The 19,274-nt window shown below is 68.4% G+C and carries 16 protein-coding genes; 7 read left to right on the top strand and 9 right to left on the bottom strand.

Features of this window, described 5'->3' with window-relative positions:
• The first annotated feature begins 11 nt into the window (after positions 1 to 11).
• Both ACQYVW_RS07810 and ku read left to right on the top strand, forming a co-directional pair.
• Positions 12 to 1,076: an HDOD domain-containing protein gene (locus ACQYVW_RS07810; protein WP_434946582.1), complete on the top strand. Its 1,065-nt coding sequence runs from the start codon at positions 12 to 14 to the stop codon at positions 1,074 to 1,076.
• A 138-nt stretch (positions 1,077 to 1,214) separates the two neighbouring features.
• On the top strand, positions 1,215 to 2,126 hold the full coding sequence (gene ku, locus ACQYVW_RS07815) for a non-homologous end joining protein Ku (RefSeq protein WP_434946583.1): 912 nt from the start codon (positions 1,215 to 1,217) through the stop codon (positions 2,124 to 2,126).
• Between the two features lie 171 nt (positions 2,127 to 2,297).
• Here the strand turns inward: ku and ACQYVW_RS07820 are convergent, their stop codons facing one another.
• Entirely contained in the window at positions 2,298 to 3,068 is a 771-nt protein-coding gene (locus ACQYVW_RS07820) for an N-acetylmuramoyl-L-alanine amidase (protein ID WP_434946584.1), read from the bottom strand.
• Between the two features lie 248 nt (positions 3,069 to 3,316).
• Here ACQYVW_RS07820 and ACQYVW_RS07825 point away from each other — a divergent pair, with 248 nt between their 5' ends.
• The 3 genes from ACQYVW_RS07825 to ACQYVW_RS07835 all read left to right on the top strand — a co-directional run bounded on the left by ACQYVW_RS07825 (position 3,317) and on the right by ACQYVW_RS07835 (position 6,219).
• Complete coding sequence (locus ACQYVW_RS07825) at positions 3,317 to 3,958, top strand: hypothetical protein (RefSeq protein WP_434946585.1); 642 nt, start codon at positions 3,317 to 3,319, stop codon at positions 3,956 to 3,958.
• A gap of 141 nt (positions 3,959 to 4,099) precedes the next feature.
• Positions 4,100 to 4,861, top strand: a complete 762-nt coding sequence (locus ACQYVW_RS07830; protein ID WP_434946586.1) for a hypothetical protein — start codon at positions 4,100 to 4,102, stop codon at positions 4,859 to 4,861.
• Between the two features lie 53 nt (positions 4,862 to 4,914).
• A complete protein-coding gene (locus tag ACQYVW_RS07835) occupies positions 4,915 to 6,219 on the top strand; it encodes a peptidoglycan-binding protein (RefSeq protein WP_434946587.1) in 1,305 nt (434 codons plus the stop codon).
• Between the two features lie 254 nt (positions 6,220 to 6,473).
• Here ACQYVW_RS07835 and ACQYVW_RS07840 read toward each other — a convergent pair whose 3' ends face one another.
• From ACQYVW_RS07840 to glnA, 4 genes are all read right to left on the bottom strand, one after another.
• Positions 6,474 to 7,874 carry an ammonium transporter gene (locus ACQYVW_RS07840; protein ID WP_434933449.1) on the bottom strand — a complete coding sequence of 467 codons (1,401 nt, stop codon included), beginning with the start codon at positions 7,872 to 7,874 and terminating at the stop codon, positions 6,474 to 6,476.
• Positions 7,875 to 7,896: 22 nt separating this feature from the next.
• Positions 7,897 to 8,235 (bottom strand): P-II family nitrogen regulator, encoded by a 339-nt coding sequence (locus ACQYVW_RS07845; RefSeq protein WP_434933450.1) that lies wholly within the window; start codon positions 8,233 to 8,235, stop codon positions 7,897 to 7,899.
• A gap of 25 nt (positions 8,236 to 8,260) precedes the next feature.
• Complete coding sequence (locus tag ACQYVW_RS07850; protein ID WP_434933451.1) at positions 8,261 to 8,965, bottom strand: TorF family putative porin; 705 nt, start codon at positions 8,963 to 8,965, stop codon at positions 8,261 to 8,263.
• 329 nt (positions 8,966 to 9,294) lie between these two features.
• Positions 9,295 to 10,704 carry a type I glutamate--ammonia ligase gene (gene glnA, locus ACQYVW_RS07855; protein ID WP_434933452.1) on the bottom strand — a complete coding sequence of 470 codons (1,410 nt, stop codon included), beginning with the start codon at positions 10,702 to 10,704 and terminating at the stop codon, positions 9,295 to 9,297.
• A gap of 242 nt (positions 10,705 to 10,946) precedes the next feature.
• Here glnA and ACQYVW_RS07860 point away from each other — a divergent pair, with 242 nt between their 5' ends.
• Positions 10,947 to 11,237 (top strand): DUF6916 family protein, encoded by a 291-nt coding sequence (locus tag ACQYVW_RS07860; protein WP_434933453.1) that lies wholly within the window; start codon positions 10,947 to 10,949, stop codon positions 11,235 to 11,237.
• Here ACQYVW_RS07860 and ACQYVW_RS07865 read toward each other — a convergent pair.
• From ACQYVW_RS07865 to ACQYVW_RS07880, 4 genes are read right to left on the bottom strand one after another with little or no spacing between them, the layout of a single operon-like run.
• Positions 11,169 to 11,822 (bottom strand): GNAT family N-acetyltransferase, encoded by a 654-nt coding sequence (locus tag ACQYVW_RS07865; protein WP_434946588.1) that lies wholly within the window; start codon positions 11,820 to 11,822, stop codon positions 11,169 to 11,171. The genes ACQYVW_RS07860 and ACQYVW_RS07865 overlap by 69 nt on opposite strands.
• Positions 11,800 to 12,339 carry a phage tail protein gene (locus ACQYVW_RS07870; RefSeq protein WP_434933455.1) on the bottom strand — a complete coding sequence of 180 codons (540 nt, stop codon included), beginning with the start codon at positions 12,337 to 12,339 and terminating at the stop codon, positions 11,800 to 11,802. Before ACQYVW_RS07870 ends, ACQYVW_RS07865 begins: the two co-directional genes overlap by 23 nt.
• A 23-nt stretch (positions 12,340 to 12,362) precedes the next feature.
• The gene (locus ACQYVW_RS07875) at positions 12,363 to 12,896 is read right to left on the bottom strand and encodes a phage tail protein (protein ID WP_434933456.1); all 534 of its coding nucleotides are present in this window, start codon (positions 12,894 to 12,896) and stop codon (positions 12,363 to 12,365) included.
• A 57-nt stretch (positions 12,897 to 12,953) separates the two neighbouring features.
• On the bottom strand, positions 12,954 to 13,502 hold the full coding sequence (locus ACQYVW_RS07880; RefSeq protein WP_434946589.1) for a phage tail protein: 549 nt from the start codon (positions 13,500 to 13,502) through the stop codon (positions 12,954 to 12,956).
• 529 nt (positions 13,503 to 14,031) lie between these two features.
• Between ACQYVW_RS07880 and ACQYVW_RS07885 the strand changes: the two genes are divergently transcribed.
• The gene (locus ACQYVW_RS07885) at positions 14,032 to 19,221 is read left to right on the top strand and encodes a putative Ig domain-containing protein (protein ID WP_434946590.1); all 5,190 of its coding nucleotides are present in this window, start codon (positions 14,032 to 14,034) and stop codon (positions 19,219 to 19,221) included.
• Positions 19,222 to 19,274 lie beyond the last annotated feature (53 nt).

The following is a 19,274-nucleotide window of genomic DNA, read 5'->3' on the forward strand; positions in this document are numbered from 1 at the left end:
GGGAACTGGTTGTGCAGATCGTGGTGGTAGGGGGCGACGCCCGTCATATGGCCGGCGTCGGTCGCGAGTTGCAGGAACACGACCCGGGCTGGCATCTGGCCCATGTGGCGACCGCGGCCGAAGTGCCCGCGGCCGACAGCGATCGCGCTCCGGACGTGCTGGTCTGCGCCTCGCGGGTCGCCGGCAGCGGCGGTCTGGCGGTCCTGGCCGGCCTGCGCCAGCGTCATCCCGGCTCGGTGCGCATCCTGCTGCTCGAGCCCGAGGTGGAACACGACCTGCTCGAAGCGTTCACCGCCAGCCACCGGATCCTCAGCGAGCCGCTGGATTCGCTGGCGCTGATCGATGCGATCGAGAGCGTGGTGGAACTGCGCGATCTGCTCGACGATCCCGCGCTCAAGCACGCGATCGAGCGCGTCGGCACGCTGCCGGCGGCGCCGCGCCAGTACCTGGCGCTGACTGCGCTGCTGCGCGACCCGGACAGCACCTCGGCCAAGATCGCCGAGGTGGTGGCGCAGGACCCCACCGTCGCGGCGCGCGTGCTGCGCCTGTCCAACTCGGCCTACTACTCGGGCGGGCGCGAGGTCACCGACCTGCGTTCGGCGGTCACCCGCCTGGGCCAGAACACGCTGCGCCAGCTGGTGCTGGCCAGCGAAGTGTTCTCCGCCGGCGCCGAGGCCGACGAACTGCGCGACCGCGCCCTGCGCATCTCGCAGCTGGCCGGCAAGCTGCTGGCCGGGCCCAGCGCCGACCTCGCCGCCACCGCCGGCCTGCTGGCCGAGGTCGGCCTGCTGCTGCCGAAGTCCGCGGGCATCGACCCCGCGACCACGCCCTACAGCACCACCGGCGCCTACCTGCTGGGCCTGTGGGGCCTGCCCGGCCCGATCGTCGAGGCCGTCGCGTTCCACGACCGTCCGGCGCGCGTGCGCGGCAGCTTCTGGGTCACCGGCGCGGTGCACGTGGCCGCGGCCCTGGTCAACGGCCGCGAGCCGGACCAGGCCTACCTGGCCTCGGTCGGCCAGCTCGACCGCCTGCCGCGCTGGCGGGCGATGGCCGAGTCGGCCTCCGCGGCCGACTGAGGCCCGCAACAGCGGCGGCCGCCACCGGGTAGCCGCCGCGCCTTTACTGCGGCTGCAGCGGGCCGACGGGCCGCTTGCACAGCGCCACCACATCCGCCGGGGCAGGCTGTCGGTCCGATCCCATCCGCGAGCGACGGCATGGCCCGACCGATCTGGACCGGCAACCTCAGCTTCGGCCTGCTCAACGTTCCCGTCTCGCTGATGTCGGGCACGCGCAGCAACGACCTGTCGTTCCGCATGCTCGACGCGCGCGACCGCAAGCCGATCCGCTTCGAACGGGTCAATGCCGATACCGGCGAGGAAGTGCCCTGGAAGGAGATCGTCAAGGCCTTCGAGTACGACAAGGGCAGCTACGTGGTGATCGACAAGGCCGACATCGCCGCGGCCTCGCCGGAGACGCACGAGTCGGTCGAGATCGAAGCCTTCGTCGACGCCGACGCGATCGACATCCGCTATTTCGAGAAGCCCTACGTGCTGGTGCCGGGCAAGAAGGCCGAAAAGGGCTACGTGCTGCTGCGCGAGACCCTGCGCAAGGCGGGAAAGATCGGCGTGGCGCGGGTGGTGATCCGCACCCGCGAATACCTGTCGGCGGTGATGCCGCTGGGCGATGCGCTGGTGCTGATGATGATGCGCTATCCGCAGGAGCTGGTGGATCCGGCCGAGTACAAGCTGCCCGAAGGCAACACCGGCGACTACCGCATCAGCGCCAAGGAACTCGAGATGGCCACCCAGCTGGTCGACTCGATGGCGGCGAAGTGGAACCCCGAGGATTACCACGACGAGTTCCGCGAGCGCCTGGCCGGCATCATCCGCAAGCGCATCAAGGACAAGGGCGCGACCACCCAGGTGCTCGAGGAACCGGCCCCCAGCGAGGACGCGACCACCAACGTGGTGGACTTCGTGGCCCTGCTGCAGAAGAGCCTGGGCGACAACCGGCGCACGCCCGCGAAGAAGACGGCGAAGAAGACCACCCGCAAAGCCCCGGCGAAGAAAAAGCCGGCGGCGAAGAAGGCGGCGAAATCGGGCGCGCGGACACGCAAGGCTGGCTAGGTGCGCCGCGCGGCGTGACGCACCGGGACGGCGGCAATGGCCGCAGCCTCCGGTCCCACAAGGTGGATTTCAGGCGCGTGCCGCATGCCTGCGGCCAGCTGCCATTGCCGTGGGGTGGTGGGCGCCGTACCGCCGATGCGGCGGTATCGACCGGCGCGCCCGATCACGCGATCACGGCGCTCCTGCCTCCGCCGCATCCGAAACCGGCGAAGGCCGCCAAGTGAGCGCGTGCAGGATCCGCAGATCTTCCCCGTCCAGCGCCGTGCCCTTGTCGCCCCGGAAGCGCATGCGATACGAGTGGATCGCGGCTTCCGGACGGTCGACCGCATAGCCGATCAGGCGCAGGGCCTGCATGGGATCGAAGCCGGGCGGTGGCGGCGGCGCATCCGGGTGCGGCCAGATGCCGAAGCCGGCGGCGTACAACCGCTGCCAGGGAAACAGCGGACCCGGATCGATCTTGCGCCCCGGCGCGAGGTCCGAGTGTCCGATCACCGCGGTCCTGGGAATGCGGTGGCGCGTGGTGAGATCCTCGAGCAGGCGCAGTACCGCCGCGATCTGCGCCTCGCTGAAGGGTTCGACGCCATCGTTGTCGATCTCGATGCCGATCGAGGCCGAATTGAGTTCGTGGATCGTGCCCCAGCTGCCGGCACCGGCATGCCAGGCCCGATGCTCATCGGACACCAGCTGGTAGATGCGGCCATCGTCGCCAACCAGGTAATGCGAACTCACCCGACCGCCGCTGTTGGCCGTGCGCAGGGTGCGCAGGCTCTGCTCCACCGAATCCTGCTCGGTGTAGTGCAGCACGATCACCTGCGCGCGGCGCACATCGAAATTCGGCGACTGCACCCAGGTCGCCATCGGATTGCGCGGCGCCCCGTGCTGGCAGGCAGCGAGCGCGAGCGCGCAGGCGGTGATGACACACAGTCGCAGGCAACGGTTCATGCCTGCATTGCAGCCGCACCGGTCTACGAATGCAAGCCCGTGCAGCGCGGACCCTCCGAGCCGCCCTGATCCGCGCACCGCAGCCGGAGCTCGCGCCCGCCGACACGGCTTGCCGGGCTGAAGCCTCCATGTGCGCCGCAGGCAGGCGGTGCCGCGGTAGTATCCCGGCAAGGACCGGTGGCAAACCGGGCGACGCCTGCGCCCTCGCCCCGATGTCACACGAGGTGCACGCAAAGGATTGCGGAACCATGACCACGCCCCCTGCTCACGGACTACGCGCCGCAACGCCCGGCCATGGCAACGCCTCCGGCGGGATGATGCGCAACGCCGCTCGTCCAGGTCTCGCCATGGCCCTGGTCGCCTGCCTCTGGGGGCTCGCGCTGCTCCCGTCTGCCTCGGCGGGCGACAAGGCGCTTGCGGTCGAGAGGCGTGAGACCGGGGCGCCGCTGGACGCTGTGACCTCCGTTGACGCTCTGCCGGAGCAGTTCCTGGGCGTCTGGTACCGCGACAACCCGCACGACCGCAGCCAGTGCGCCAGATACCACGCAGCGCCATCGTCCGACGTCGACCAGGACGAGGGCTCCATCGCGATGATCGGGAGCATCGTGGTGATGCCCGGGCTGGTCCACGAGTACGCGGAGTACGGCGAAGGCAGCTACAACGCTGTGCGGCGCGTGGCGAGGGTGGCCGAGTCGGTCTGGCGGGTGGACGTGGAAATCGGCCTGGACGTGATGCCGGGAGGCGGCGGATACGACATGCCCGGGACCTACCGGCTCGAGATGGCCCCGGGCGGACTGATCTGGACGCCGTGGCACGCTCCGGACCAGCCGCCGACGCTGTATTTCAGGTGCGGCGCCGTGCGGGAGGAACTGTATGGGCCGCGGGACTGACCAGCTCGTTCCAGACGCCCAGCCAGGGCTCATCGAATGCAGGGCGGACCGGGGCGCAGCGGGCCCGGATTCGGCAAGGCCGTTCACCCCGGAATGGGCGATCGGATCCGTAGTAGGCTTGAACTCTGCAAGGAGGCAGGCATGACAGAGGGAACAGCGCCGACGGATCGTCCGGAACGATCCTCGAAGAGGACGGCATCGGCAGCCGCGCACCTTCTGGCCGCGATCATCCTGTCAGGGATGACGGGCTGTCATGGCAGCGGTGCGGCCTCCACCGCCACGACGGCCCAATCGCAGCCGGCCACCCTCCCAGCGGCGGCACCCACCGGACCGCAGCCAGCCGCGATTCCCACGTCCCGGCCCATGATGCCCGGCAGGATCCATGCACCCAGCACGGGCGAGGTGAGCTGCCCCTCGATGGAGTTCGAAACGTTCCTGCGCGCCTTCGCCAATAGCGGGGATCTGCAGGTTCGCTACACCGCAAGGCCTGTGGTCTACACGGTCCCCTACTACGACGCCCATAACACCGAACCCGGCGATCCCGCGCATCCGCAATGGGAAACCTTCGAACGGAACAAGTCGGCGGACGACCGTTTCCGCTACGACCCGAAACTGGGACTGTACATCCACGACAGCGCCTGGCTGGTTCCGGGTCAGGTATGGACAGGAGTTGATGCCGACGGACGCCACATCGAACGCCCCGTGGTGGACCTTCGCATCCAGCATGTTTCTGAGGACGAGGCACAGGTTCTGTTACCAAACCAGGTCACCACCTTCGAACGTCGTGCGGATTGTTGGTATCTCACCGCCAACCGGTCGCTGGACCCATTCGAAGGCTGCGGCTGGCCAGACGAGTGCCGTCGTCAACGCGAGTATGAGGCGCCGTATTACCAAGGCGATTGACACCTTCATACGCTTCGCCAGTCATCAAGCCCGGTCTATTCATGGAGGAAGCCATGACCGTGCCAGATCCAGTATCCGCTCCGACCGCTTATCGAATACAGCAGCTCGGTCCACCCCGCGATCGCGATGGCGAGGTTGTCGTCAGGCACGGCTTCGGCACACAGTTGAATGAGGCGGTGACGGGATTCGACAGCCTTGTCCTGCATCATCCTGGTGACAACCGGGCGGCTCGCATGGAGAACGGCCTGATCGTGGACGGCCAACCAGGCCGCGCGCTCGGCTATATCGGTGGCGAGCTGCAGGACATCGAGATCCAGAGGCACAACGTCGCCGGCGACTTCAAGACCTATGGACTCAAACCAGACCAGGTTCTTCTGAAGAAGGATTTCATTCTGTCTCGGCCAGGGGTGGACCCCATGACCAACGAGGCACGTGCTGTCGATGTGCCCTCGCCGACGGCGGGTATCGTCGGCGCCCGACGCGACAGAGAAGGATTGGTGGACATCCTCGACCGCGCCGGGGGGCACGTGATTGCCCGCCTTCGTCACATGAGCCGGATTGAAGTTCAACCCGGAGACTCCGTTGTTTACGGCCAGTCGCTGGGTCGTCAGGACAGAGTTGGAACGAAGCCGATCCACGTCCACATTGAGATGGACACCCGCTACTACCAGCAGTTCCGCGGCTATGTAGACGATCTCGCCAGCGGGCGTCTGCCGCTGGAAGCCGAGTTCCGGCAGGGCGTCCAGCCACGTCCCGTCATCGACGACGGCACCTTCCGGCTTGGCGAATCGGACGCGCGCATTCGCGACCTGCAGCGGGTCATGGCTGCGGAGGGCTATCGGTCTGCCGGGGGCGGACCGCTGGACCAGGACGGCGTCTACCGCCTCCGCATGCAGGGCGCACTGCTCGACTTCCAGCGCGACCACGGGCTGCCGCAGACGGGCGATGTGGATCCTCCGACGCTGCAGTTCGCGCCTGCCGCCAGGCGGCGCGAGGCGGACCGACTCGACCATACCGGCGCCGGGACGTTTCCCGCGCCTGTGCGGCAGCCTGCAGCCGCGCCCGGCCATCCCGACCACCCGGACCATCGCCCGGGCCTGCCCGAGCAGCCCGAACCCCCGCTCAACCAGCGCCGGGCGCAGGCGGGCGGCTTTGCCGACCCGCAGTTGGCTGCGCTGCTTGCGGCACTCAGAAGCGGTGACGACGGGCTGATTTCACGCCGATGGGCGGACGTCGCGGACTCCCCCGCGATGCAGGCCTTCATCGCGCAGGGCCACGAGGCGCTGGCGGCGCGGGATCGCGAGCTGCACGGGGAACCCGCTCGCGAGGTACAGGACCCGGCGCTCCCGCGCGCCTGACCTGGGCGCTATCACGAGCGGTGGTCGCTCCAGGGACGGAGATTGCGGAACGCAGCCCATGGATGCGCCGCGGCGACAAGTCAGCCCCTGGATGACGCACCGAGCCGAAGAGCGATCCCAGGTCCGGAACAACCCAAGCCGCAGGCTCCACCGGCTCTTGCGGCCTCGGCAAGCTCCTTGGCAGGGAACAAAAAAAAGGCGGGCAGCCTGCGCTGCCCGCCCTCACCTCGTGGGGGAGGTGTATCACTGCATCATCAGCTCTCGTAGGCCGATTCGCCGTGCGAGACGATGTCCAGGCCCTGGCGCTGGTCCTCGTCGCTCACGCGCAGGCCGACCACCGCCCGGGTGATGAGCATCGCGATCGCGGTGACGACAGCGCACCAGAGGATCGTGAACAAGACGCTGAAGGTCTGCGCCCACACCTGCGCGCCGATCGAGCCGTCGATCCCGGTACCGCCGAAGGAGGCATCGCTGAACACCCCGGTGAGCACCGCGCCAACGATGCCGCCGACCGCATGCACGCCGAACACGTCGGCGGTGTCGTCCACGCGCAGCAGGCGCTTGAGGCCGTTGACGCCCCAGACGCAGATCGCACCTGCGGCCAGGCCGATCGCCAGCGCGCCCATCGGCCCGACGGTACCCGCGGCCGGGGTGATGCCGACCAGGCCCGCGACCGCACCCGACGCCGCGCCCAGTGCCGAGGGTCGGCCCTTGCTCACCGCTTCCACCAGGCTCCAGGCCACCACACCAGCGGCCGTGGCCACCATGGTGTTGATCATCGCCAGCGCGGCCGACTCGTTGGCCGCCAGCGCGGACCCCGCGTTGAAGCCGAACCAGCCCACCCACAGCAATGAGGCGCCGATAAAGGTGTAGGGCACGTTGTGCGGCTTGAGCGCCTCCTTGCCGTAGCCCAGGCGCTTGCCGAGGAAGTAGGCGCCCACCAGGCCGGCGATGCCCGCATTGATGTGCACCACGGTGCCGCCGGCGAAGTCGATCACGCCCTTGTGCGCCAGGAAGCCGCCGCTCCACACCATGTGCACCATCGGCAGGTAGGAGAAGGTGACCCAGATCAGCGAGAACAGCAGCACCGCGGTGAACTTGATGCGCTCGGCGAACGAGCCCACGATCAGCGCGGTGGTGATGCCTGCGAACGTGGACTGGAACACCACGAACAGGAACTCGGGCAGGCCGCTGGCCTCCGAATCGGCGGCGATGCCGCGCAGGAAGGCCTTCTCGGTGAACGAGCCGAAGAAATCGTTGCCGTCGGTGAAAGCGGCGCTGTAGCCGTAGGCCATCCACAGGATGATCACCGCCGAGAACACCACCAGGACCTGCATCAGCACCGACAGCACGTTCTTGGAGCGCACCATGCCGCCGTAGAACAGGGCCAGGCCCGGGACCACCATCAGCAGCACCAGCAGGGTCGAGGTGAGCATCCAGGCGACGTTGCCGCTGTCGAAGGCCGGCGCGGCTTCTTCTGCGGCCGCGGTGTCGGCGGCCACGGCCTGTTCGACCGCGGCCGCGGCATCGGCCGCCGGTGCGATGTCCTGGGCGAACGCCATCGATGCGGCGAACGCGGCCACGATGCCGAACAGCAGCGCCAGCGTCGCGGCCTGCCAACGGAACTTCACGCCGGAGAACGGATGGATCTTCATGGGGACTGTCTCCGTAGCTGGGTTAGAGCGCATCGGCGCCGATCTCGCCGGTGCGGATGCGGATGACCTGTTCGAGCGCGACGACGAATACCTTGCCGTCGCCGACCTTGCCGGTGCCCGCCGAGCGGTTGATCGCCTCGAGCGCGGCGTCGAAGGTCTCGTCGGACACGGCCGCCTCGATCTTGAGCTTGGGCAGGAAATCGACCACGTACTCCGCGCCGCGGTAGAGCTCGGTATGTCCCTTCTGCCGGCCGAAGCCCTTGACCTCGGTGACGGTCAGCCCGTTGACGCCGGCCTCGGCCAGCGCCTCGCGCACCTCGTCGAGCTTGAACGGCCGGATGATGGCAATGATCAGTTTCATGATTCGCCTCCTCTTGGATGTGCGGTCAGAACGACTTCGACAGCGACACCAGCACCGTGTCGTCTGCGCCGGCGAGATCGGTGTCGTGCCATTCCACGCCGATGGCGAAGCCGCTCTCGAAGCTCTTGCCGCCGGTGAGCTTCCAGTAGTCGTAGTCGAGTTCGCCGCCGTAGCCGCTTACCCACTGGCGACCGTAGCCGGCGCCCACGCTCCAGCCACCGTCGAACTCCCAGCCGGCGCCCAGGTCGAGCGCCGCGCTGCCGTCGGAGTCGGGAATGCCGAAGAGATCGGTCGTGGCGTAGGAGTACTTCGCCTTCAGCACGTTCCAGCTCAGGCCGAAGTACAGCTCGAGCGTATCGACGTCGGTGAAGCCGGCCGGGTAGTCGCCCGGATACCAGTAGTAGTTGGCGCCGACGTCGTAGCCGATGCCGCTGTCGCCGAAGTCGGCCGCGTAGCCGATGAAGCCGTCGAGCTCCACCTGGCTGGACACGTCCGGATCGGCATCGGACAGCCAGCTGATGCTGCTGCCCCAGGCGCCGGCATAGAAGCCGCTGTCGTGGTTCCAGGTGACGCCGCCCTGCAGGGCGGGGTTTTCGTTGGTCTGGGTGACGCCGCGGAACAGGTAGTCGCTGACCACCGTGACGGAACCCGACACCTCGGCCGAGGCATTGCCCGCGAGCATCAGCCCGGCGGACAGGAGTGTGGCAACTGCGATCTTGCGAGACGACATGACAGGCTCCTCATTGAGTGGAAAGCCCTCCCCGGTCTTGCGTACTGCGCGTATCCACCCGACCCGGCATCCCCATGCCTGGCGCGGGCGCCGACGGGCGCTCTGTGGCGCCTCGACCGGTGGTCACCTTTCCTGCTCCTGAGCTGTCGATTGCTTCCGCGTTGCGTGTTCCTCGCCCTGGAAAGTCCGCGGCCCGCGTGGGGGAGGGCCGCACGCCCGACTCGCCGCCGGGCGCAGATCAATGGATGGATGGTTGTGGGAGGCGTTCGGCGCCGCGCGCCTCGCCTCGCCCAACCCGTCCCCCGGACCCGGGGGACGGGCTCAAGCCATCAGAGGCCGTAGTACATCTGGTACTCGAGCGGATGGGTCGCAGCGCGGAAGCGCGTGACCTCCTGCATCTTCAGATCGATGTACGCATCGATGAAGTCGTCGCTCATCACGCCGCCGGCCTTGAGGAAGTCGCGATCGGCGTCGAGCGCCTCCAGCGCCTGGTCGAGGCTGGAGCACACCTGCGGGATCTGCTTCTCCTCTTCCGGCGGCAGGTCGTAGAGATCCTTGTCGCTCGGGCCGCCCGGGTCGATCTGGTTCTTGATGCCGTCCAGGCCGGCCATCATCAGCGCGGTGAAGGTCAGGTAGCCCGACTGCAGCGGATCGGGGAAGCGCACTTCGATGCGCCGCGCCTTGGGGTTGGACACCCACGGGATGCGGCAGCTCGCCGAGCGGTTGCGCGCCGAGTAGGCCAGCATCACCGGCGCCTCGAAACCCGGCACCAGGCGCTTGTAGCTGTTGGTGCCCGAGTTGGCGAACGCGTTGATCGCGCGCGCGTGCTTGAACACGCCGCCGATGTACCACAGCGCCATCTGCGACAGGCCGCCGTAACCGTCGCCGGAGAAGAGGTTCTGGCCACCCTTGGCCAGCGACATATGCACGTGCATGCCGCTGCCGTTGTCGCCGACGATCGGCTTGGGCATGAAGGTCGCGGTCTTGCCGTTGCGGAAGGCGACGTTGCGGATCACGTACTTGGTGGCCATCAGCTCGTCGGCCTTCTTGACCATCGAGTTGAACTTGGTGCCGATCTCGCACTGGCCGGCGGTCGCCACCTCGTGGTGGTGCACCTCGACCTCGATGCCGATCTGCTCGAGCGTCTTGACCATCTCCGCGCGCAGGTCGTGCAGCGAGTCGGTCGGCGGGACCGGGAAGTAGCCGCCCTTCACGCCGGGACGGTAGCCGCTGTTGCCGCCTTCGTATTCCTTGCCGGTGTTCCAGGCCGCCTCTTCCGATTCGATGTGGAAGAAGGTATTGCCCATCTCATTGGCGAAGCGCACCGAGTCGAAGATGAAGTATTCGGGCTCGGGGCCGAAGAAGGCCTGGTCGGCGATGCCGCTGGACTTGAGGTAGGCCTCGGCGCGACGCGCGATGCCGCGCGGATCGCGCGAGTAGTCCTGCATCGTCGCCGGGTCGAGGATGTCGCAGGTCAGGTTGAGCGTGGGATCGGCGTAGAACGGATCGAGGTAAGCGGTCGAGGCGTCGGGAAGCAGGATCATGTCCGACTCGTTGATGCCCTTCCAGCCGCTGATCGACGAGCCGTCGAACATCTTGCCGTCCTCGAACAGCGCCGGCTCGACGATGCTCGCCGGGAAGGTGACGTGCTGCTGCACGCCCCGCATGTCCACGAAGCGCAGGTCGACGAATTCGACCTTGTGATCCTTGATGAGCTTTTCGACGTGTTCGAGCGACATGCGGAGGCCTCGGTTGGGATGTGATAGCCATGTCAAAGCAAGCGTCGTGCCAGCCTCACGCATTCCGCAAGTCGTTGATTTGGATAGTGCTCCGCTGAGCGGTTGCGACGCGACGCACGATTCAGGGGCGTCGCTGATCGCCATTGCACCATTCCGGTGAATTGCGCTCCGCCCCGCTGCGGCGCTTGTGCGGCCCGCCGGCGGCGCACACCATGTGCGCCCGCTTCCCGGTCGCACCACGCATGGAACTTCTGCATCTCGAGCACTTCAGCGGCTGCCTTGGCGAAACGTTCGCCGCGCAGCTCAACGGCATGGAAGCGTCGTTCGTGCTGGTGGAGGCGCAGCCGCTGCCGGGCCGCGCGAAGGACGCGATGCGTGCCGCTTTCTCGCTGGTGTTCCTCAACGCCTCGCCGGTGCTGCTGCCGCAACAGATCTATCCGATGCGGCATCCGCGTCTGGGCGAGCTAGGTGTCTTCCTGGTGCCGGTCGCGCAGAACCGCGACGGATTCCTGTACCAGGCCGTCTTCAACTGAGCGGACGCCCGCTGGGCCCGCGTCCCAGTCCATTCGCAGATACGCTCCCTCGATTGCGCCGGGGCCGAAGCCGAGCCGCTCGTAGAGCCTGCGTGCGTCCGGGTTGGACGTCGTCACGTGCAGGTGCATCCCGCAACCCTGCGAAGCTGCGCTGCGCTGGGCAGCCGCGATGAGCCCCCGGCCAATGCCCTGGTTGCGCGCGTCTGGAAACAAGCTGATGTCCACCAGCAGGTGCGACGGCGCGCTGGGGCGCAGGTAGAGCCGGCCCAGCGGCCGCGCGGACTGGCATACGGCCAGAAAGTCCGCATCCGGGAAATGCGCCAGGTAATGGCGATGCTGCAGGTCGAATTGCTGGTCCAGAAACGCGCGACGCGCACCCTCGTCCCAGCCTAGCCCCACGAATTCCTGTTCGCGGGTGCTGGCGTACAGGTCACGCAGCCAGGCGTCGTCCCCATCGCCAAGCCAGCGCAGCGAGATCCCCCGTGCGGCGAGGCCAGGCGGTGGCTGCAGGGCGGTCGCCCGAGCCCGCGGGAACGAAGACCTCGGCCCCCCTTGGAGCGCGTCAGTCGAAAGGCGGAAATACACCGTACAGCGCGATGGAAAAGTTGAGGCCCAGGTACGGCTGCCGGTTATCGTGCGGCTGCCCGCCGTTGTAAGGGGCGAGCATATGTGGCGCCATCTGCGTGTCCAGCGGCGCGTTGCCATAGGTCCGCGATGTGGTGCTGCCTGCGAGGAAGGACAGTCCGGCATTGCTGGCCGGCGCATGGATGCCACTGCCCGGGGCGGTCTGCGACCATGCACTGACGCCGTGGGTGTGCGCCGGCATCTGCGCCGCGGTCAGGGTGACCTGGGACGTGCCGAACGTCTCGCCCATGTCGCGCGGGCTCAATCCCGGCCCCGGCCCCACCCCGCAGCCGGCGCGACCAGCGAAATTCGGCAGCTGGAAGTTCGTGGTCCCGTTGCCGCCGTACTGGGTGCCGAGCAGCGCGTACAGCGCCGTGTTCTGCGAGATCGGCATGGTCGCGCCATTGCAGAACGCCCACCGGTAGGGATTGAAATTGAAGGCGAACAGCTGGATCTCGCCGATGAAAGGTTCGCTCATGCCAGGTTCTCGGTGACGCTCTTTCAGGTCGGGGTCGGATAGATGCCGGCCCACGCGATGCAATAGTGCACCGTCAGCGTGGGCATGCAGTTCTCGTGCGGCTGGCCCAGGCCGGCCGCAGTGACCATCTGCGGCGACATTGCCACCGCGTTGTTGCCAGTGACTGTATTCACGTAGAAGCTGTCGCCGCTGACGGCCGCGGGCAGCAGCGTCGGGCCGGGCGTCACCGACGTGGCCGCCGCTGTGGTGGCGATCATCGAATGCGTATGCGCCGGCATCTGCTGCGGAGTCAACGCCACCGCTTCTGTCCCCGCGCGTTCGCCGAGGATGCGGTTGGACGGCAGCCCCGGGCCCTGCCCCTGGTGGACCGGCACGCGGCCACGCAGGTCCGGTACTGCGAAGGTGTTCATGCCGTCGCCGCCATAGGTAGTTCCGAGCAGGGCGAACAGGACGTCGTACTCCGCGATCGGCAGCAGGCTGCCGTCGCAGCGATGCCACCCCAGGGGCGTACGGCCGAAGCCGAACATCCGGATCTCGCCAATGTACGGTTCACTCATGGGCCTGTGCTCCGGTAGACGGGACGGGACGCGACATGGACGGCGGCGCCGCCCAGGTCAGCTGCGCGAGGGGAAGATGCCCTGCAGCGCGATGCAGAAGCTGATCGTCATATAGGGCTGCATGTTCGGATGCGGCTGGCTGTTGCCTGCGGTCGCGACTGTCTGCGGCGCCAGGGCGACCAGCGGCCCGCTTCCGTTCGCATACAGCGGAAGTGCGTCGCCCCTGCTGTTGGTGCTGGTGGCGAACGTACGCGCGCTGGGGACGCGGCTGTTGCCGGGCGCGGTGGATGCGGCGACCTGGTGGCCATGCGCCGGCAGTTGGGACGGCACCAGGGTGGTCGCCTCGACGCCGGCGGCCTGCCCGATCTGCGTTGCTGGCGGCTGCCACGACGGGTCGACCGAACTGGCATAGCCCACTGGCGTACGGCCGCGCAGGTCGGGCAGGGCGAAATTCGTGACCCCATTACCGCCGTACTGGGTACCGAGCAGGGAGAACAGAGCCTGGTTCTGGTTGATCGGAACCAGTTGGCCGTGGCACAACGCCCAGTTCCTGGGCGGAAAGCCGAACCCGGCCATCATGATCTGGCCCATGAAGAACTCGCTCACCCTGGCTCCCCTGTGCAGGCGGCCGACGCCCGCGCCGTGCCTAGCCTAGACGCAAATGCGTGTGGATGAACAGGGGGGACGACAAGAGCGGCACGCCTTCACGCCAACGGCTGTATACCAGCCCCGCTCAATGCTGTTGTAATGCGCGTGCCGGGGGATGCGGGCACGGCGGGCCGATGGGGGCATCGCTTCGCCGTGTTGAAACGGGGATTGCCGGACACCTTTGCGCCGGCGGCAACAGGGGATCGATATGCAGAATGTGTCCGGGCGCGGCGCCATCGCCGGCGTGTCCCGTCTTTGGTGGGTGCTGCTGGTTGCGTGCTTGCTGTGGCCGGCTTCGGCGATGGCTCAGGTCTCCAGCATCTGCCCGACGCCATTTACCGCAACCGTCGCGACCGGGGGGTCCTGGACGTTCGACGTGAGTCATTGCGACGGCGGCTTCGACATGGGACTGAGCGACGGCCCCCCCGCCACAGCACCTACCAGCGGAAGCATTTTCCTGACGCCCGCTGCCGGAGGCACGCAGCAGGTGACGTATACCCACGACGGCGGTATAGCCACGAGCGACACGTTCACGCTGATCGAAGAAGTCGAATACGCGTTCGTCACCTTCAACATCACTATCGTTCCAGCCTCTTCGTCGATCGTGATCGCGCCAAGCGCACTGCCCGCCATGAGCGCGGGCGCGCCCGTCAACGTCACGCTCACCGCATCGGGCGGAACGGCGCCCTACACATGGTCGGTGTCCGGCGGAACCCTGCCCCCGGGCCTCGTCCTCGGCAGCACCGGCGTGCTGTCCGGCACGCCGACCCAGCGCGGCGGCTACAGCTTCGAGGTCCGAGCCGAGGACGCCACCGGCGATGCCGTCGTGCGCGGCTACAGCGGCACGGTGGAGAACCCCAGTTTGACCCTGGGCGCCACTTCCGCCGGGACTGCGATCCAGGGCATTCCGTTCTCGCAGACGCTGGCGGCCAGCGGCGGCGTCGCGCCTTACAGCTACCAGCTGGAGGCGGGCATCCTGCCCACCGGCCTGAGCCTCGCTGGCGACACCATCAGCGGCACCACCAACGTCGCGGCCGGCAGCTATCCCATCACCATGCGCGTCACCGACAGCAGCGGCGGGCCCGGGTCCTTCTACGCACTGGAAACCTACACGCTCACCGTCGCCCCGGCGCCCACCGTCTGGATCGGCGTCTCGCCCGCCAGCGTCGGCGAGGACGACGCCACCAACCTGGTCTTCACCCTCACCCGCAGCGTCGCGCTGTCGTCGCCGACCGTCGTCAACCTCGCCTTGTCGGGGACCGCGACCTCCGGCGACTACACCGGCGGCGCTTCGACGCTCAGCATCCCGGCCGGCGCCACCTCGGCCACGCTGACCATCGATCCCACGGCCGATGCGCTGGTCGAACCCGACGAGACCGTCATCGTCACGATCGGCACAGGCGCTGGCTACACCGTCGGCACACCTGCGAGCGCAACCGGCACCATCCTCAACGACGACCTGCCGACGCTGAGCATCGCCGACGTCAGCCAGTCGGAGGGCAATGCCGGGACCACCAGCTTCACGTTCACCGTCAGCCTGAACGCGCCAGCAGGCGCGGGCGGCGTCAGCTTCGACATCGCCACCCAGGACGGCACCGCCCTCGCCGGCAGCGACTACACGGCCAACAGCCTGACCGGCCAGACGATTCCCGCCGGCAGCAGCAGTTATACGTTCACCGTTCTCGCCAGCGGCGACACGCTCCACGAGGCGGACGAGACCTTCTTCGTCAACGTGACCAACGTGACGGGCGCGACGGCGGGCGACACGCAGGCCGTGGGCACCATCGTCAACGACGAGCCGGTTCCCAGCCTGTCGATCAACGATGTCAGCCTGCCCGAGGGCGACGCCGGTACGACGAGCGCCACGTTCACCGTCACCTTGAGCGGTGCTTCCTCGCAAGCGGTTTCGGTGAACTACGCGACCGCCAATGGCACCGCGCAGGCCGGTTCGGACTACGTCGCCGCCAGCGGGACCTTGAGCTTCTCCCCTGGCGCGACCAGCCAGACGGTCACCGTCACGGTCAACGGCGACATCGTCACCGAAGCCGACGAAACCTATTTCGTGAACCTGTCGACGGCGACCAACGCGACCATCCTCGACGCGAGCGGACAGGGCACAATCACCAACGACGACATCCCGGTGACGATCGCGCCGGTCGCGTTGGCGAACGGTACGGCCTGGGCGGCCTACAGCGCGACGATCAGCGCCAGTGGCGGGACCGCTCCCTACACCTATGCGATCTCGGCCGGCGCACTGCCCCAGGGGCTGACATTGTCCACCTCGGGCGTCCTCAGCGGCACGCCAATCGCCACGGGCTCGTACACCTTCACCGTCACGGCGACGGACACGCTCGGCCGCACCGGTTCGCAGCCATACACCTTTACGATCAACGCGCCGACCATCGTCGTGGCGCCCGCCACCGTGCCCAACTCCGGCGCCGGCACCGCCTACAGCCAATCGATCACCGCCAGCGGCGGCGGCGCGCCCTACAGCTACGCGATCACTGCCGGGGCACTGCCCCCCGGCCTGACTCTCAGTGCCTCTGGCACGCTGTCCGGTACCGCCACCGCAGTCGGCACGTTCAACTTCACCGTCACCGCGACCGATGCGGGCGGCTACACCGGCTCGCGTGCCTATACCCTGTCGGTTTTCTCGCCGAACTTCACTCTCGGGCCGGCGCCAGCCCCCGCCAGCTACGCCGTGCCCTACAGCCACACGGTGACGGCGGGCGGTGGCACTGCGCCCTACACCTACTCGATCATGTCCGGCGCACTGCCGCCCGGACTGAGTCTGAACGCGGCCAGCGGCGAGATCAGCGGGACGCCCACGGCTACCGGCACCTTCAACTTCGTCTTGGTGGCGCGCGACTCGACCACGGGTCCGGGCGCACCGTTTGGGGTCGCCTCCGGGTACGCCATCACGGTGGCGGCCCCGGCCATCACCCTGTCGCCAGCCAGCCTGGCCAGCGGCGCCGTGGGCGCCGCCTACGGCGGCAATATCGTTGCGGCGGGCGGCATCGGGCCGTACAGCTACGCGGTGACCGCTGGCGCCCTGCCGGCCGGAATGACGCTGTCGAGCGGGGGCCTGCTGACCGGAACCCCGATCGTCGCCGGCAGCTACGGCTTCACGGTTTCGGCCACGGACGCCAACGGCCAGAGCGGCTCGCAGGCCTACACGCTCGCGATCGCCGCGCCATCGCTGACCCTTTCTCCGGCGGCAGGCGCATTGCCGTCGGCGCTTTACAACAATGCCTACAGCCAGGTGTTTACTGCGGCTGGCGGAATCGCGCCCTACACGTACTCGCTCGTGTCCGGCGCGCTCCCGGCGGGACTGACCCTGATGGCGGATGGCAGCCTCAGCGGCACGCCAACCGTCTCCGGTAGCTTCAGCTTCTCGGTCCGTGCCACCGACAGCAGCGGAGGCGTGGGAGCGCCGTTCTGGATCGATGGGGCGTATACGCTGTCGGTTGCCGCCCCGGCGATCGCGCTGACACCCGCCGCGCTGGCGGACGGCGTCGCCGGCACGGCCTACAGCCAGACGATTGGCGCCAGCGGCGGCGTCGCGCCCTACACGTTCGCGGCCACCGGCACGCTGCCGGCGGGCGTCACTCTCGCGGCCGACGGCACGCTGGCGGGCACGCCGAACGAAGCGGGCACGTTCAACTTCATCGTCACCGCCACCGACGCCAACGGGCAGTCGGGCGCTTTGGCCTACGTCCTGCGCATCGCGGCGCCCACGCTCAGCGTCGGTCCGGCCGCCGGCGCCCTGCCCGCTGCGCGCGCCGGCAGCGCCTATCTCCAGGCGCTGCAGGTCAGCGGCGGTCGGGCGCCCTACACGGCCGCGCTCAGCGGCGCCCTGCCGACCGGAATCGTGTTCGACGCCGCCAGCATGGAGTTCAGCGGCACACCGACCCAGGCAGGCGATTTCAACCTCACCGTTACCATCACCGACAGCACCCCGGGCATCTCGGCCAGCGTCGTGGTGGCCTATACGCTGGCGGTCGCGGCGCCGACGCTCAGCCTGGTGCCCGGCACCCTGGAAGACGCCGCGGCGGGACAGCCCTACACGCAGGCACTCGTCGCCAGCGGCGGGCTTGCGCCCTACCAGTACGCGGTATCCGCAGGCGCGCTGCCTGCGGGTCTGGCCCTCGATCCGGCCACCGGCGTGCTCGCCGGCACCCCCGGCGAGGCCGGCGACTTCGGTTTCGACGTGACCGCCACCGACAGCACCACCGGGATCGCCGGCTCGGTGACGGTGCAGTACGTTCTGGCCGTCGCGGCGCCGGCAATCGTGATCGATCCGGAGGCCCTGCCCCAAGCCCTGCAGTTGGCCGACTACTCCCAGATGCTGAGCGCCCGCGGCGGCACTGCGCCTTACGCCTTCAGCATCGATGCCGGCGCGCTGCCGGCAGGATTGACGCTGTCCACGCAGGGGCTGCTCTCGGGCGCACCGTCCGAGAGTGGCACGTTCAACCTGACCGTGCGCGCGACCGATGCAGGTGGTTTCAGCGGTACCCGCGCCTACGCGCTCGAGGTGATCGCCAGGCCGGATCCGACCCGCGATCCGGAAGTGCGCGGACTGCTGGATGCGCAGGCGGCGGCCACCCGTCGTTTCGCCAGCTCGCAGATCAACAACTTCCAGCAGCGGATGGAACAGCTGCACGGGACCTCCGAGTCGGGCCCGACGCTGCGCAACGGGCTGTCGATCTCCACCCGCGAAAGCTGCCCGGACAACCGCTTCTACGCGGTCGACCATCCCTGCCACCGCGACGCCCGTCAGCGCGACCAGGCGCGGATCGGCGGGGGTGCCGAGGCCGATCCGCCCGGCAGTGAGAACAACCCCGACGCGCGCCGGCTCGGCTACTGGACCGGCGGCACCCTGCGCTCGGGCAGCTTCGACGGTCAGGCCGGCGGCCGCGGCTTCGACTTCGAAACCGAAGGCGTGAGCGGCGGCGCCGACTATCGCGTGTTCCAGGACCTCGCCGTGGGTGCCGGCCTCGGCTACGGCCAGGACAGCAGCACGGTCGGCCAGAACGGGTCGCAGCTGCGCGGCAGGGCCAGGACACTGGCGCTGTACGGCAGCTTCCAGCCCGCGGGCACGCTGTTCGTGGACGCGCTGGTCGGCTACCAGGCGCTGTCGTTCGAGCTGGAACGCTTCGTCACCGCCAGCGGTGGACAGGTCCGCGGATCGCGCGATGGGGACCAGCTGTTCGGCTCGCTGTCGATCGGCAGCGACCTGGTGCGCGGCGAATGGATGTTCACGCCCTACGCCCGCCTCGACGCGATGCGCGCAGCGCTGGAGCCGTACACCGAATCGGGCGACGACCGCCATGCGCTGACCTATGGCGAACAGGACGTGGATACCACCACCGGCAACCTCGGCCTGCGCATGGCATTCAACCGCGCGACCGGCTGGGGTGCGCTCTCGCCGCAGCTGCGGCTGGAGTACCAGCACGACTTCAACGCCGAAGGCGGCGCGTCGATGCAGTACGCCGACCTGCTGGGCCCGGTCTATACGACCTCGGTGGATGGTTACGACCGCAGCCGCTTCACCCTGGGCCTGGGCGTCCTGTTCGAACTGCGTCGCTGGTCGATCCAGGTGGACTATCGCGGCGTGGTCGGCAGCGGCGAGCAGCGCGACAACGCGATACAGCTGATGTTCCAGACCGGGCGCTGAAGGGCGCCGGTTCGATACTCGCCGCCCTGCGACGCGTCGCAGGGCGCATCTTC

The organism is Luteimonas campi (assembly GCF_051162505.1).
Lineage (GTDB): Bacteria > Pseudomonadota > Gammaproteobacteria > Xanthomonadales > Xanthomonadaceae > Luteimonas.